General features: G+C 66.2%; 11 protein-coding genes. 8 read left to right on the forward strand and 3 right to left on the reverse strand.

Annotation, left to right across the window (positions count from 1 at the left end; genetic code table 11):
* Nucleotides 1-77: 77 nt before the first annotated feature.
* Together E0E39_RS13820 and E0E39_RS13825 are read left to right on the forward strand one after the other, a co-directional pair.
* On the forward strand, nt 78-608 hold the full coding sequence (locus E0E39_RS13820; RefSeq protein WP_130875269.1) for a hypothetical protein: 531 nt from the start codon (nt 78-80) through the stop codon (nt 606-608).
* A gap of 501 nt (nt 609-1109) precedes the next feature.
* Entirely contained in the window at nt 1110-1511 is a 402-nt protein-coding gene (locus E0E39_RS13825) for a hypothetical protein (RefSeq protein WP_130875270.1), read from the forward strand.
* Between the two features lie 50 nt (nt 1512-1561).
* Here E0E39_RS13825 and eccCa read toward each other — a convergent pair whose 3' ends face one another.
* Entirely contained in the window at nt 1562-5554 is a 3993-nt protein-coding gene (gene eccCa / locus E0E39_RS13830) for a type VII secretion protein EccCa (RefSeq protein ID WP_130875271.1), read from the reverse strand.
* A gap of 164 nt (nt 5555-5718) precedes the next feature.
* Here eccCa and E0E39_RS13835 point away from each other — a divergent pair, with 164 nt between their 5' ends.
* Nucleotides 5719-7053, forward strand: a complete 1335-nt coding sequence (locus E0E39_RS13835) for a ubiquitin family protein (protein WP_130875272.1) — start codon at nt 5719-5721, stop codon at nt 7051-7053.
* Entirely contained in the window at nt 7050-8750 is a 1701-nt protein-coding gene (locus E0E39_RS13840; protein ID WP_130875273.1) for a hypothetical protein, read from the forward strand. Before E0E39_RS13835 ends, E0E39_RS13840 begins: the two co-directional genes overlap by 4 nt.
* A 193-nt stretch (nt 8751-8943) precedes the next feature.
* Here E0E39_RS13840 and E0E39_RS13845 read toward each other — a convergent pair whose 3' ends face one another.
* Entirely contained in the window at nt 8944-9237 is a 294-nt protein-coding gene (locus tag E0E39_RS13845) for a WXG100 family type VII secretion target (RefSeq protein ID WP_130875274.1), read from the reverse strand.
* Between the two features lie 31 nt (nt 9238-9268).
* Entirely contained in the window at nt 9269-9583 is a 315-nt protein-coding gene (locus E0E39_RS15895) for a WXG100 family type VII secretion target (RefSeq protein ID WP_165444812.1), read from the reverse strand.
* A gap of 256 nt (nt 9584-9839) precedes the next feature.
* Between E0E39_RS15895 and eccD the strand changes: the two genes are divergently transcribed.
* The 4 genes from eccD to E0E39_RS15900 all read left to right on the forward strand — a co-directional run.
* Nucleotides 9840-11117: a type VII secretion integral membrane protein EccD gene (eccD, locus tag E0E39_RS13855; protein WP_165444813.1), complete on the forward strand. Its 1278-nt coding sequence runs from the start codon at nt 9840-9842 to the stop codon at nt 11115-11117.
* On the forward strand, nt 11117-12505 hold the full coding sequence (gene eccB / locus E0E39_RS13860) for a type VII secretion protein EccB (RefSeq protein ID WP_130875277.1): 1389 nt from the start codon (nt 11117-11119) through the stop codon (nt 12503-12505). Before eccD ends, eccB begins: the two co-directional genes overlap by 1 nt.
* The gene (locus E0E39_RS13865; protein WP_130875278.1) at nt 12502-13845 is read left to right on the forward strand and encodes a S8 family serine peptidase; all 1344 of its coding nucleotides are present in this window, start codon (nt 12502-12504) and stop codon (nt 13843-13845) included. The genes eccB and E0E39_RS13865 overlap by 4 nt, the downstream gene beginning before the upstream one ends.
* Before the next feature lie 165 nt (nt 13846-14010).
* Nucleotides 14011-14341 (forward strand): type VII secretion target (locus E0E39_RS15900; RefSeq protein ID WP_165444814.1); only part of this gene is annotated, 331 nt, incomplete at its 3' end.

The raw sequence follows: 14341 nt of genomic DNA on the forward strand, positions 1-14341 counted from the left end.
CATAGCCCTCTTTACCCAAGGGGCACAACAGGTAGAATACCCCACAGGGTTATCAGCTAACCTCTCAGGAGTCATGCATGACAAACCAGACCCCGCCCTCCCACACTCATGAGCCCACACCCGAGGAACGTCTGGCCAACGCCATCGAAGGCATACGTCACCTACCTCCTGTTGGTGGTGTCACTTTCCGCGGCATCACTACCCCTCGTACAACAGCCCCAAGCGTTCTGGTCACTCAGAACATCACAGCCACCAGCCGCGACCTGACCGTGGCCACCATCGGCCTGACCAGCCCTGGCATCGCAGCCGTCATCCTCCATACCGGAAGAGACGTAACCCCGCTCTCAGCAGTACCTCAAGTCCAAGAAGTAGCGCTGCTTCCCGGCACCGTCCTCTTCACCGGACGTTTCGTAGAAATCGCCGGGCATACCATTGAAATCGTCGAACAACTCTTTCCCACCGACGACGGCCAGTGGACCTCATCCACCACCACGGAAGGCCTTACCCGACTCACCCAAGCCGTCGCCACCGCGATCAACAACGCCACAGGACAGCCCTGCCCCATCAACACCGCATATTGCAAACGCTTCACCACACCAATAACCTAGGGGTACGGGGCCCTATCGCCACCATGGGCAGGACTTCCAACACCTGATCCACGCCCGCGACAGTAACACATCACCCATGAAAACGGTTCACCCTCCCGGGTATATATTACGGATGGAGGCATATCCAAGGCCACCTTCAAATACGATCCGACCAAGGATTTCACTGGCAGAGAGGCAGCCTGCGAATAAGCCTCATGGATTCCACATCTCTGGATCGAGGATGGCTACCGCAGCGAGAATTAGACAAGGCGGCAGCCTAACCCATAATCCGAACTCTCACTACTATCCACAAAACCTATAGCACTCCAACCAGCTTCCTGCGAGAAGACGGAGGACGCCTCCACAATGTTCTCCGCCGCATCGCTGCTGGCCAGTAGACTCAGACGATCCCGGTTGAAGCCTTGGCGGCACCAGAAGGTCCACACCAGACGGACAAACACTCCGGTCGGCAGGGTGCGCCGCAGGACCAAACTGATTCCATCCCGGAAGGAGACCATCACGATGGACCCATTCGACCAACGCCTGGCACAACTGGACGTGGACATCGAGGCCGTACACCGACGAGCCGCCGCAGCCACGGCTTTCCGGCAGGGCACGGAGAAGGTGCGCGGCAGAAGCAGCGTGGACGGCATCGAGGTGACCGTCGACTCAGCCGGCACCCTGATCGACCTCGACCTCGGGCAGGACCTGGCATGGGCCCGGAAAGCGATCCTGGAGGCCTACCAGAAGGCCCGGCAAGAAGCGGGACGCGCAGTCGTCGCCCTGGCCCAGGAAAACCTCGGCGAGGACGACCCTTCCATCTCCCGACTCCAGGAGGTCTACGGCATCACCGATGAACCCGAACGGCCCGAGGACGGCGGCACCCCCCGGGTGGGTGTGTGGCGTCCCGGTGGGGCACTCTGACCAACGTCCTGGCGTGTCCCGCCCAGGGTGGGCGGGACACTGCTCCCGGCTCAGGTGTTCGGCTCCGACCACACCAGCTGCGCCAAGAAGTTTCCCGCGTCACGTGAGATCACCTGGGCGCGACCCGCATCCAGCTTCATGGGCTTGATCCTGCCGATGATCGCACCCTCATCCGGACTGCCCGACATGAGAATGCCGGTCGTCCCCAAATCCCTCATCGCCTGAAGCACCGGCTCGAAGGCCGCCCGGGAAGCACCACCCATACGACGAACCACCATGACGTGCAGGCCGACATCCTGGGCCTGCGCCATCAACGGCTGCAGCACCGCCACCGGGTTGCGTCCCTGCAACGCCACCAGGTCGTAGTCGTCGACCAGGACCCAGGCCTCAGCACCCGTCCACCAGGAGCGGTCACGCAGCTGCTTCGACGTGACCTTGTCGTTCGGCATGCGCGTCTTCAGGTATTCGGCCAGGCCACCGAGGTTCTCCTCGGCCTCGTCCTTGTTCGTCATGTAGGCGGCAAGGTATTCCTCCGGCACCTGATCCAGCAACGAACGCCGGTAGTCCACCACGAAGATCTGCGCATCCTTCGGGCTGTGCGTGCGGACCACTTCCTGGGCGATCGAACGCAGGAATGTCGTCTTGCCCGCCTTCGCGTCGCCGAACAAGAACAGGTGGCTCTCCTGGCGGGGATGGAACATGAACGGGCCGAGGCGGGACTCCTCCACCCCCAGCACGAGCCCCTGAGCGGCGGCCGGCTGGTCCAACAGTTCCTTGACCGTGATCCGTCCGGGCAGCAGACGCAGCTTCGGCCCCGGCTTCGTGGCCTTCGCGATGGCTTCGAGGGTCGTCGCCACGCCCTTGCCGAGGGTCGAGGGATCGTGATCGCCGTCCGCGCGCGGCAGCGCCACCAGCACGTGGTGGGTTCCCACCTCCTGACCGCGACCGGGACGCTCCAGGGGAACCGCTGCCGCCACCTTCCGGTTGAACTTCGTGTCACTGGCGTCGCCGAGCCGCAGCTCCAACCGCGACCCGAGAGCATCCGCCACCTGCTGGCGGAAATCCGCCCACCGGTTGGAGGCCACCATCACGTGCACCCCGAACGACAGGGCACGCGCCATCATCGCCATCACGCGCATGTCCAGACCCTCGATATCGGTCTTCATGGCTGCCCACCCGTCGATCACGAGGAACACGTCACCGTAGCCGTCGTCGAACCGTCCCTCGGCCCGACCCTGGCGGTAGGTGTCCATCGAGTCGATGCGATTCGCACGGAAATACTTCTCGCGATCGTTCATGATGCCCTCGATCTCGGCCATCATCCGGTTGATCACGTCCGGGCGGTCACGGGTCGCGACGCCCGCTATGTGGGCCGCACCCTCGAAGGGCGTGAAGGTACCGCCGCCCAGATCCAGGACGTAGAACTGCACCTCTTGTGGGGTGTGCACCAGACTGAGTGCCATCACCACCGATCTCAGGGTCGTCGACTTGCCCGTCAACGGTCCACCGACCACGGCGAAATGACCGTTGGCGCCGGAGAAGTCGAACTCCAGGACGTCGCGGCGCTGCTCCAGGGGAAGGTCCACGATTCCGACCGGGATGCACAACGGCCCGCGGGCACGCCACGCGGGGGAGATCAACCCCACGTCCGGGACCACCGTGAGATCCTGCATCATCGAGTCCATCGTGTCCGACACGTCCAGCGGCGGCAGCCACACCTGATGGGCCGGCATCCCCTTGCCCTTCATCCGGGCAACGGCGATGTCCATCTGGGTCATGTCCTCCCACATCTCGTCGCCGGGTTTCACGACGGGACCGCTGGCGACGGGTTCCTCCGCGGGTTCCTCCTCCTTCGCGACCGGCTCGGTCGTGAAGGGCAGGATCTTGACCGGAACCGCGCTCCCTCCCTCCCGGGCCACGACCTCCGCCTTGCGGGTGGGCGGCGGGGCCGCCACGTAGGATGCGCGGAAACGAATCATCTGATCGGTACCGGGTTTCAGGTAACCGACGCCGGGGTAGGCCGGCAGTTCGTAGGCGTCGGGAACCCCCAGGACGTCACGCGACTCGCTCGCGGAGAAGGTTCGCAGACCGATCCGGTAGGACAGGTGCGAGTCCAGGCCCTTCAGACGTCCCGCTTCCAAGCGCTGCGAGGACAGCAGCAGATGGATCGACATCGAGCGTCCCAGACGACCGATCGCGACGAACAGATCCACGAACTCGGGTTTCGCGCTCAGCAGCTCCGAGAACTCGTCGAGGATCAGGAAGAGCGCGGGCATGGGCGGGAAGTCGTGCTTTCCCGCGATCCGATCCGCCTCGTAGTCGGTGACGTTGGCGTAGTTTCCCGCATCACGCAGCACCTCCTGTCTGCGCACCATCTCACCGCGCAGGGCGTCCTGCATACGGTCCACCAGGGACAGTTCCGACTCCAGGTTCGAGATCATGGCCGAGACGTGGGGCAGATCCGACATTCCCGCGAAGGTTGCGCCGCCCTTGAAGTCGACCAGGACGAAGTTCAGCTGTTCCGGCGAATGCGTCAACGCCATCGCCAGCACCAGCGTTCGCAGCACCTCGGACTTGCCGGAACCGGTCGCACCGACCAGCAGACCGTGCGGCCCCATGCCCTGCTGCGCCGATTCCTTGATGTCGAGGGCGACCGGCACGCCCTCGGGGGTCACCCCGAAGGGAACCTTCAACCGATCGCGGCCCTCACGTCTCTTCCACTGCCTGTCCGGGTCGAAGTCACGAATGTCGCCACACCCCAGCAGCTCCGTCAGGTCCTGGGAACGTTTCGGATCGGACTTGCCCACCGGGGACTCCGCCTCGGGGCGTTCCTCGTCGGCCCACGGTGCCATGCGACGCGCGACCGCCTCGGCCTGGGCCTCCCCCATGACGTCCGGGGTGGCGATGATGGGTTTCTGGTCGAGGAGCAACAGCTCCATCTGCCCGCGGTCCCCGTCCTTCCCGGGGTGCAGGATCATGCGCAGGGTCGAGCGGGAGGTCATCGGCCCCCAGGACGTCATGGTCCGCACGACCGTCACGCCCTCGGTCCCCCCGAAGCCCCCGAGGGTGCTGTTGACCGGCAGGTCCACGCCGTCGAGGATCAGGAAGAGATGCGGCCACGTCGTCGCCTCCGAACGTGCCCGGAACGCGCCACGATCCGTGAACTCCTCGCCGAGCACCTCCTCCAGTTCACCGGGGCCGGTGACCACCATGCGGGCCGGCCCCAGGGCATCGCTGACCTGCGTGGAACGGGCGTGGGGAAGCCACTTGACCCATTCCCAGTGCTTCCTGTCCTCCTCGGAGCACATGACCGCGACGCGCAGGGCCTGCGGGGAGGCGAAGGTCGTCATGTGCATGAGCATGGCCCGCACCTGCGAGCGTGTCGCGTCGACGGGGCCGGCGACGTCGACGTGACTGAAGTCACCGAGCATGACCCCGAAGGGCATCTCGTCGACCATGGAGTGCGAGTCGATGAACCGCCGCATCGCGGAGTGGCACACCACGTCGGGCTTGGCGAGGGGGGCGATCTCCGGTTCGATGAGTTCCATCGCCAGCGACTGCGAAGAGGTACCCAGCCGCACCTGCATGGCCATCATGTCGCCCATTTCCCGTTCCCACAGGCGGGTGCCCTCCTGGGCTATCAGCACCAGAGCGTCCGGCGAGGGCAGGTGCCAGCCGATGTAGGCGCGCTGCTTACGGGTCACGACCCGCACGGTCGTGCGGGTCTCGCTCAGATAGGTCAGGTACTCGCGGCGCAGGGTGTCGATCTTCTGCCGGTGCCCGGAGACCTGACGGTAGATGTTGAACCCCACCATCGACAGCATGGCGACGATCATGCCGCCGCCCATGAGCAGCATCCGGGTGTTGTTTCCCTGGGACATCGCCATGAACACCATGACGCCCATCGAACCCATCATCGGGATGACGGTCATCAGGACGTTTCCCATGCCCGCGGCCTCGGGCTGATCGGGGGGAGCCTGGATGTCAATCTGTCCGGTGGGGAGATCAGGGGCCTTAGCCTCGCTCTGCTTGGTCTGGGCCATTCCCAAAGTACTCCCCGTCTCGTGTGGTTGCGCCGTGTGGTCTGGTCACGTCGTATGGTCTAGGTACCGTCGAAGCCAACGCCCATACTATCGTCATACGATGGGTCACACTTCTGGCCCAGTCGCACGGATACAGATATCGGCCCAGCACCATGGAGGAACGCATGTCCACGCCTCTCGCGTCGACCACGGTCCTGCACGGCGCGTCCAAGCGCGATGTCGCGGTCCCGGTCGGTACGACCGTGGCCGCTCTGATGCGCATGCTGGAGATCGATCCGACAGCCATGAACCTCGCCCACCCCGACGGCACCCCGGTGGGACTGGAACAGGTCATAGGCCCCGATCTGCCGTCCGGTGCCGTCCTGACCCTGAGCGGCAGCGTCGAGAGCGCCAACGTCGCCAAACAGGTCGCCACCCGCGCCGCCTCCCCTTGGCTGCGCCCCACCCTGGTTCTCGTCGTGTTCCTCGCCCTGACGACGGGCATCGAGGTGGCATGCCTGATCGGCCCCGCCCTGGGATGGTGGTCCGTACCGGTGGCCCTGAGGGTGACGGCAGCCGTGATCTGCGCGGTGTTGGTGGGTGGGTCGCTGCGATGGTGGCGGCTCCGCAGCACAGCCCCCGGCCTCCTGGCCGCCACGACGCTGATCGGCGTCTGTGGAACAGCCGCCCTGCCGCCTTCCACGGTTTTCCTCTCACAGTTGGCGGTGGCGACGACCACGTGGACGGCGCTGATGGCGGCGCTGTGCATCTGGTTGCTCGACAGGTCGGCCCTCAGCGCGACGCTGGCAGCCGTGTGGGGCATGGTCAGTCTCCTGACATCGCTCATCATCATGTGGGACATCCCCGTCATCATGGTCGCGTCCCTGGTCATGGCGGTGGCCACGATCGCGGTCTCGACCATCCCGACCTTCGCTTTCCGCATCCCGGAGACCCAGTTGCTGGACCTGCCCACCGTGACCACCTCCGCCCCGACCGTGCGGGCCCCGCAGGTCGCGCCGCCCTCACCCATCACCGTCGGAAGGGTCCGTCGCTCGATCAGCGAGGCCACGGCCCGTGATCAGCTGCTGCTCATCGTGTGCTGCGGCGCCGTCGGTCTGACCGCCTTCCCCGCCTCGCGCACGATGGGCGCCGACCAGTGGGCCGGGATCATCGGCACCGTCATGATGGTCACCGCCTTCCTGAGCATGGCGTTGGTGCCCCGCGCCCGGCGCGACCGGCTGGGGCGGATCCTGCCTCGGGTCAGTGCCCTGCTGATCGCCATCGCCGCCCTGACCACGCCCAGCACATCCCAGGCCCTGGGCCCGCAGATCACCGCCCTGGTCCTGACCGTCACGGCGGCGACACTCAGCATCGCCACCACGGCTCTCGCCAGGGCCCGTCCCTCCGCGCTGATCGGACGCATGGCCGACATCACGCAGACGTTCTCCGTGTTTCTCCTCCTACCGACAGCCGTCTACGCCGCCGGGCTGTTCGACCTCGTCCGACAGATGGCATCATGACCCAGACCCTTCCTGCCCAGCACCTCCCCCAGACCGGGTTCCCCTCACCCGGGCCAGCAGGTCTCCCGACCACGACGCCCTCGGGCCCCACCGGGGTTCTCGCTCCTGCCAGTGGCGTGAAGTGCGCGTGCGTCTACCTGACGGACGCGTTGTGTCTCGCAGCCGTCGCCGCCCTGGTCTGGCTGCTGCTTCCCTCGCCGATCATGATCGGTATCGTCGTGCTCCAGATGGCGGTGGTGTTCAGTCTGCTCCGCGCCCGCACGGGTCGCACGCCCGGGGCCCTGCTCGCCCACACCGCGGCCGTCGCCGACGGCACCTCCCGGGCACCCGGTCTGAAGCGTCAATTGATTCGCTCGGTGCTGATGACCCTGCTCCACCTCACCGTGGTGGGTCCCCTGCTCAGCATCCTGCTGGGTCGCGACGGCCGGGACTGGGTGGACCGCGTCTCCGGCACTGCATCGGCGGATCTGCGCAAGCCCGCGGCGTCGGAGGAGCGGGCGCAGGCCCAGGGCGCCTTCTCGGCACCCGGAGATTTCGCCGCCGCACCGGCCCTCGCGCCCGCGCAGGGCGACGCCGTCGCGAACCAGTCCTTCACCAACCCGACCTCCCCGTTCCCGCAGAGCGCACCCTCCGCGAACCCCGTGGCACCACCGAACACGACACCGTGGTCCTGGACGGGAACCCCCCGGACGCAGGAACCCCCCGTACCATCAGCATTCCCCGCACAGGGGTCCTGGGAACAGCCGAGTTCTGCCCAATCAGCTCCTCACATGTCCACCGGCCAGGGCTACAACGCCGCTGCAGCACCGCAGACACCCTGGGGGCAGCAGGCCCCCCAGATCCCCACCTCCGCGCCACAACCCTGGGGCCAGCCGGTGCCCCAGATGCCAGCCGGACACACCGGTTACGACTCGGCGGCGTCGCAGGGGTTCCAGAGCCGGCCCGGTGCTCCCCAGCCGCCTGTCTGGCGCAGCAGCGCGGTGCCTCCGGAAACCCCACGTATGGCATCCACCGGGCAGGGAACCCAACCCGCGCAACCCCACCCAGGTCCGCCTCAGGCGCCGATCGGTGGCCGTGGCCCCGCCAACACGGGAAGCGCACACGCCACCGCGGCCCCGCAGTCCGGCCGAGGGGATGCCGTCAACCGCGACCCCATGGATGCGCGCCACACCAACCAAGGTCTCCCGGCACCGGCAACCCCCGGTATCGCCGCTTCCCCTTCCAGACCCCGGGACGTCACGCCCCCGCCCGAGAACCGTCATCCCTCGGGTCCACGCCGCGCCGCCGCCCAGGCCCCCGACATCACCCTCCGCCACTCCGCCAAGGGCCCCCAGCACTCCGCCGCCTCGCCAGCAAGTGCCGTCACGCCCGAGCCCGTGGCATGGCTGGTGATCGACTCGGGGCAGCGGGAGAAGATCGACGCCGTCCTGGTGCTCGGTCGCGACCCCGGCAACGCCGCCACGGGGGAACGGCTGGTCGCCGTCCCCGACCCCACCCACTCGCTTTCACGCACCCACATGCGCGTCGGGGTCACCAGCACGGGCCCCTGGGTGGAGGACGCCTTCTCCACCAACGGGATCGTGATCCGCACGCCGGAGAACATGGTGACCCGCCTGGAAAGCGGCAAACGCACCCCGATCGCGTTCGGCACGACCCTCATCCTGGGGGAGCGGACGATGAAAATCATGAACGAGTGAGCAGGTTCACGCCCCGACGCCCGTCCCGGCTGCAGGATGCGAGATTCCCCGAGAGGGACGCTGCCATGACCAGCGGGACCAGACGCCGTTTCCTCGCCCTTGGCCCCTTGCGGCCCCCGCCCTCGTGGCGAGCGACCGCGCGGAAACACGAAAATGGGGCAGGAGCCCTGGCCCCTGCCCCACCTCTCAGCGGTCAGCCCTCGAAACGGCTGGCGTTCCTTGCCTCGGTGTTCTGGTACTGGACACCGGCATCCCCGACCTTCGCGTGCAGTTCCTGAAGGATGCTGTGCATGTCAGCCATCTTCTGGTCCCACTTGGCCTTGGAGTTCTGGTAGGCCTGCTGCGCCTGGCCGTCCCAGCTGCCGTACAGCTTCTTGACCTCGCTGTCGAGGGTGTCCAAGGAGCTCTGAATCTTGTTCGACTCGTTCTGAACGTCAGTGGCGAGCTGCTGGATGACGGAAAAAGATACCTTGATGTCTTCGCTCATTGTGTTGTCTCCTCTGCTCCGGAAAGATCAATCAGCCCATGCGGGACGCGATGCCCTGGAAGGTCGACTGATGCTCATCCTCAGCCGCGTTGTAGTCGGTCTGCGTGGAGCGCAGATTGGCCTCAAAGTTGTTCAGCTCGTTGTTGACCGCCTCAGCGGATTCCCGCCAGCGAGCGACTGTCTCAAGCATCGCCCTGGATGCGGGGCTCTCCCAGCCACCACGCACGGCCTGCGCGGACGAATCGACTGCGCTGATGCTTGACTGCACTTCGTTACGAGCCGTCGCACTGGCGTCGGCGCCAGCAAGAATTGCGCCTGCACCTGCGCTATACGAGTTAGTTGACATGTACATCCTCCAGTGAGATGGGTAGCGGTGCGACCGAGCAAGTTCTGCCGCAGCCGTCGATGACAGCAAAACTGTACTGCACATCCGGGTCAGGTACCCCGGGCGGTCCTGTGGGACACGGCGTCGCCCCCGGAGGAAGTAACCTTGACCGCGGACCTCGTTCCAGTGCCCACACGACCAACCCCAGCTCCAGTGCCCACACGACAGACAGAGGAACCCGATGCCTTCAACCGGAAGCTCCAGCGCCGGAGCCCTCATGCCAGTTTCACTGGCCATGGACGGCAGCACCGTCGACATGTCGATCCCACCCAATGTCGCACTCGCCGAGCTGGTCCCCGCCATGGTCAAGGCTCTGGGACCGCTGGATCCCGGGACCGCCACGAAGGGTTTCACGGTTCGCACGTCCGACGGCCACGCCCTGAACCAGTCGAGGACGCTGCCCGATCAGGAGGTGCGTCCCGGCGCCGTCCTCACGATCGAACCAATGGGCACCAACGCCCAGGACCAACGATACGACGACCTCATCGAGGCCGTCGGAACCGCGGTGGCCGACAACTCGACCCCCTGGAAGAAAACCAATTCGGTCCAGCTCTCGGCACACGCCTCGGCCGCTCTGGTACTGCTCGCGGCCCTGCTCCTGGTCACCGGAACCCGTGAACCGGTCCTGACGGCGGCGGTCGGCGTCAGCGGAGCCCTCCTGACCACCCTGGCCACCGCGGTCGTGGCGCGGATGCCGAATCGTCCCGGGGCGCTCTCCCTGGGGCACACCACGCCCATCCTGATCGCCTGCGCCGCCTTCGCGATCACCCCCGGGGACTGGTCCACGCTTCCCCTGGCAACGGCCGGGGCGGGTCTGCTTGTCGGCGCAGCAGCCCTTCTCGTGCTTCCCTCGGACCTGAGCATCTCCATGACGGCCCCCATGGCGGCAGGCGTCTCCTTCTGCCTCGCCGGTCTCCTGGTGTACTCCATGAACCTGCGCCCCGAGCGCGCGGCCAGCCTGGTCATGGCTCTTCTGGTCGTGGTCACGCTCAGCGCCCCCTGGGTCGCCCTGGCACGGTTGCCCGTCACCATCAACACGGACGGGGAGGACGAGAAGATCGATCCGGCGCAGGTGTACTCCCACGTCGGCGGCGCCCGCGTGCTGGTCATCTCCCTGAAAGCCGGCTGCTCCGCGGCCATGCTGGTCCTGTCGCCGATGCTCACCACCTCGCCCACCGCCGTCGCCCTGCTGGCCTGCGTCGGTGTGGCTCTGATGCTCTCCACCCGGTCGCTGCGTTCACCGGTGGAGGTGCTCATCGGTGTGCTCACGGGCATGTTCCTGACAGTTTTCGCCGCCGTCTCCACCACGAGGGTCGTTCCCTCGGCCCTGCCCTGGACCCTCGGCGCGATCATCCTGGCCGCGGTCCTGCTGCTGGCGACCAACGTGGTGTCGCAGAAGCTGCGTCCCTGGCTGACCCGGCTGGCGGATGCGGCAGGGATCCTGGCGCTGTTGGCGATCCTGCCGCTGACCGCTCTGGTCTGGGGAGTTCTCTGATGCCATCGAACAAGGAGATCCTGGAGGCCCAGCGGTACAACCGCCGTCGCCTGATCACGGCGTTCACATCCGGGATACCGGGCGGGCGTGAGCTGGAGTCCAAATCTCCCTTCGTCCCTTTGATCGTGGGCAGCGTCGTCGTCGCCATCATGCTGGGGGTCGGCATCGTCATGAGCCGCTTCGCCCCCACCCTTCCCCAGGACTGGCAGGATTCCACCCTCATCGTCGTCAAGGGCACCGGGGCCAGGTACTACACGATCCGCGGCGTTCTGCGCCCGGTCACCAACATCACCTCGGCCCGTCTGATGTCGGAGGCCGGCAAGTACAAGACCAGCGAGGTGCCCGCCTCCACCATCGACGGCATCAGTCGCGGCTCCCAGGTCGGCATCACCGGTGTCCCGGACGACGTGCCCAAGGCCGATCAGCTCCACTCGGACCAGTGGTTCTCGTGCGACATCTCCGGGAAACCACACACCTGGGTGGCCCAGCTTCCAGCTGCTCGAACAGCCCGGGGCAGCGCCCTGGTCAAGTCCCAGGACGGTGAAGTGTTCCTGATCACCAACGGCCTCAGACACAAGATCCCCAGCGGGCAGACCCCCAACCCGCTGTACGCCCTGGGCCTGGACTCCGTCGCCCCGGTCACGGTCAATTCGCAGTGGCTCTCCCTCTTCGAACCGGGCTCGGACCTGACGTTCCTGGAGCTCGAGGGTGCCGGCCGGCCCGTCACAGGGATGCCCACTTCGCTCAGCTCGGCGGTCATCGGAAGCGTCATCGAGGTCAAGAGCGGCGACTCCACCAGACGGTACGTCGTCATTGGCGACAAGAAGGCCACGCAGCTGACGAACCTCACGGACAAGCTCTACCGGACGGGAACTCCGCTGAGCGCCACACTCGATGACATCTCGAAGATCGACATCGTCAGTATCGACGCGGCAGGTATCTCCCCGGCCGACTGGCCGAAGAGCATCGATGACACCATGCCGGCAGGCTCCCTGCCGTGCGCCCAGCTCGCGAAGAAACCGGACAACTCGTCGACGTCCGTGCTCCACTCGATGACCAGCCAGGACCTCGCCGAGGCTCTCCCGAAAACCCAGGAAGGCAGTGGCGGGAGCTCCGGCGACTCGTTGAACCCACCAACACCCACCTCGGTCCGGGGCGGGTCGGGTGCGCTGATCCGCACCACGTCCGGCGGCAGCCTCGGAGTGGTCTCCCTGGTATCCGACCTGGGAACCCTTCACGGCATCGGCTCCCCTGCGGATGACACCCTGAAGCGTCTGGAGTACGACGAGAGCACCGCCTATGAAGTCCCCGCCCCGTGGGCGGCGCTGATTCCCGAGGGGGAGGCGCTGAACCCCGGGAAGGTCTGGGACACGGTGAAGGAACAATGACGAAACGGTACTCGCGTGCTCGGCGAGGGCGGGGCACGGCGGTCCGGGCCCTGACGAGCGGGGTCTGTGGCCTGGTAACGGTGGCGATGTCGACGGTGCCCGCACAGGCAAACCACGACGCCCTGTTGCCGGGGGCGGCTGGTGACAGGCCGGCGAAGGTCGTCGAGGAGAACAGCCCCACGCCCGCGCCCGGCCAATGCACGGTCGAGAAACCAACCTTGGTGCCCCAGCGGCCACCAGCGATCGATCAGCTCGGAATCGAGGAGGCGTGGAAGATTTCACGCGGCAACGGGGTGACCGTGGCGGTGGTCGACTCCGGCGTGGCTGGCGACAACGTCCACTTCAAGGACAAGAACGTGCTCCTGCCGGGCTACGACATGATGGACGGCGGGGACGGAAGCACTGACGTGGGCATGCATGGAACCGCACTTGCGGGGCAGATCAGTGCCCGGGAGGTCGAGGGTTCCGGGCTGATCGGTGTGGCACCGGAGTCGCAGATCCTGCCGGTTCGGGTGCTCGTGAAGACGGACGACCCGCAGGAGGCCCAGAATACCCGTGGACCGGAACCCACCCACACCGCCGCAGGAATCCAGTGGGCCGCCGACAACGGCGCGAAGGTGATCGTCGTCGCCCTGTCCTCCTCCGCCGACAATCCGTCGCTGAAGAGCGCCACGGAGTACGCCACCAGCAAAGGCGCCCTCGTGGTCGCATCGGCTGGCAACGTGGACCCCAAATCCCCTGCGAAACAACACAACGTGCCGCAATACCCGGCGGCCTACTCCGATGTGTTGTCGGTGACGGCAGTCGACACCACCGGCGCCCCGTCGGATACCGTGATCCACGGCCCACACGTCGACGTGGCCGCTCCGGGCATGAACGTGCTCACGACCTTCCTGGGTGCCGGGGACTGTGTGTTCTCCGGGGACAAGCCGTCCACCTCGTACGCCACCGGGTATGTGGGTGCGGTGGCGGCGCTGGTGGCGGCCGCCCACCCGGACGAGACCCCGGCGGACTGGAAGTATCGGATCCTGGCCACCGCTCTGCGTCCCACACGCTCCCTGCGTGATGACAAGATCGGCTGGGGCCTGGTCGCTCCGTATGCTGCCCTGACCTTCACCAATGACGGCGCCGTGCCCGGTCCTCCGAACCCGCGTTTCTCAGAATCAGCGACGCAGGATGTGCCCACCATGACCCCTCCCTCCCCCCAGAAGGATCAGAGACCGATGCGCACGATGGTCCTGGGGATCATCGCCGGAATCGGCTGTCTGGGGACTCTCGCGGCCCTGGCTGCTTCTCGCCTGCGTTCACAGGATGCACCGCGCAGGAAACCACGCCGGTAGGTTCCCCACATCTCCGGGATCCTCGTGGACAGAAGTTCGAACCGACCTCAACCCCTGTAGGATACAGTTCTGCATGCTTCGCACTGAGCGGCTCCTTCCCGATCCGGGCTTTTCCAGTGTGGAGGATGTTGTTGGCCGGTTTGGTGTTGTGTCGGGAGGATTGTGGTGGATGGGTTTCGGGTTTCTCCTGAGGGTTTACGTTCGCATGCCGACCATTTGGGGCAGGTCAGTGACGCGGTAGGACAAGCCCTCGACGCAGCTGGACAAGCGAGTATCACCGATGGCTGTCTGGGAATGATGATCGGCCCCTTGATCACACCACCCCTTCTTCTGGTCGAGGAAATAGCCAGATTAGCGATCTCGTCTTCCGGAAACACGGTGGAAAGACTGGCCACCCAGGTCCGGGAAGTCGCAGCAGACTTCGAAGCCTCCGAAACCGGCACCATGCACGATTTCCGCAACACCGACATCCCCACCCACACCACCTACGCCTCCC

The organism is [Pseudopropionibacterium] massiliense (assembly GCF_900607225.1).
Taxonomy (GTDB): Bacteria; Actinomycetota; Actinomycetes; order Propionibacteriales; family Propionibacteriaceae; genus Arachnia; species Arachnia massiliensis.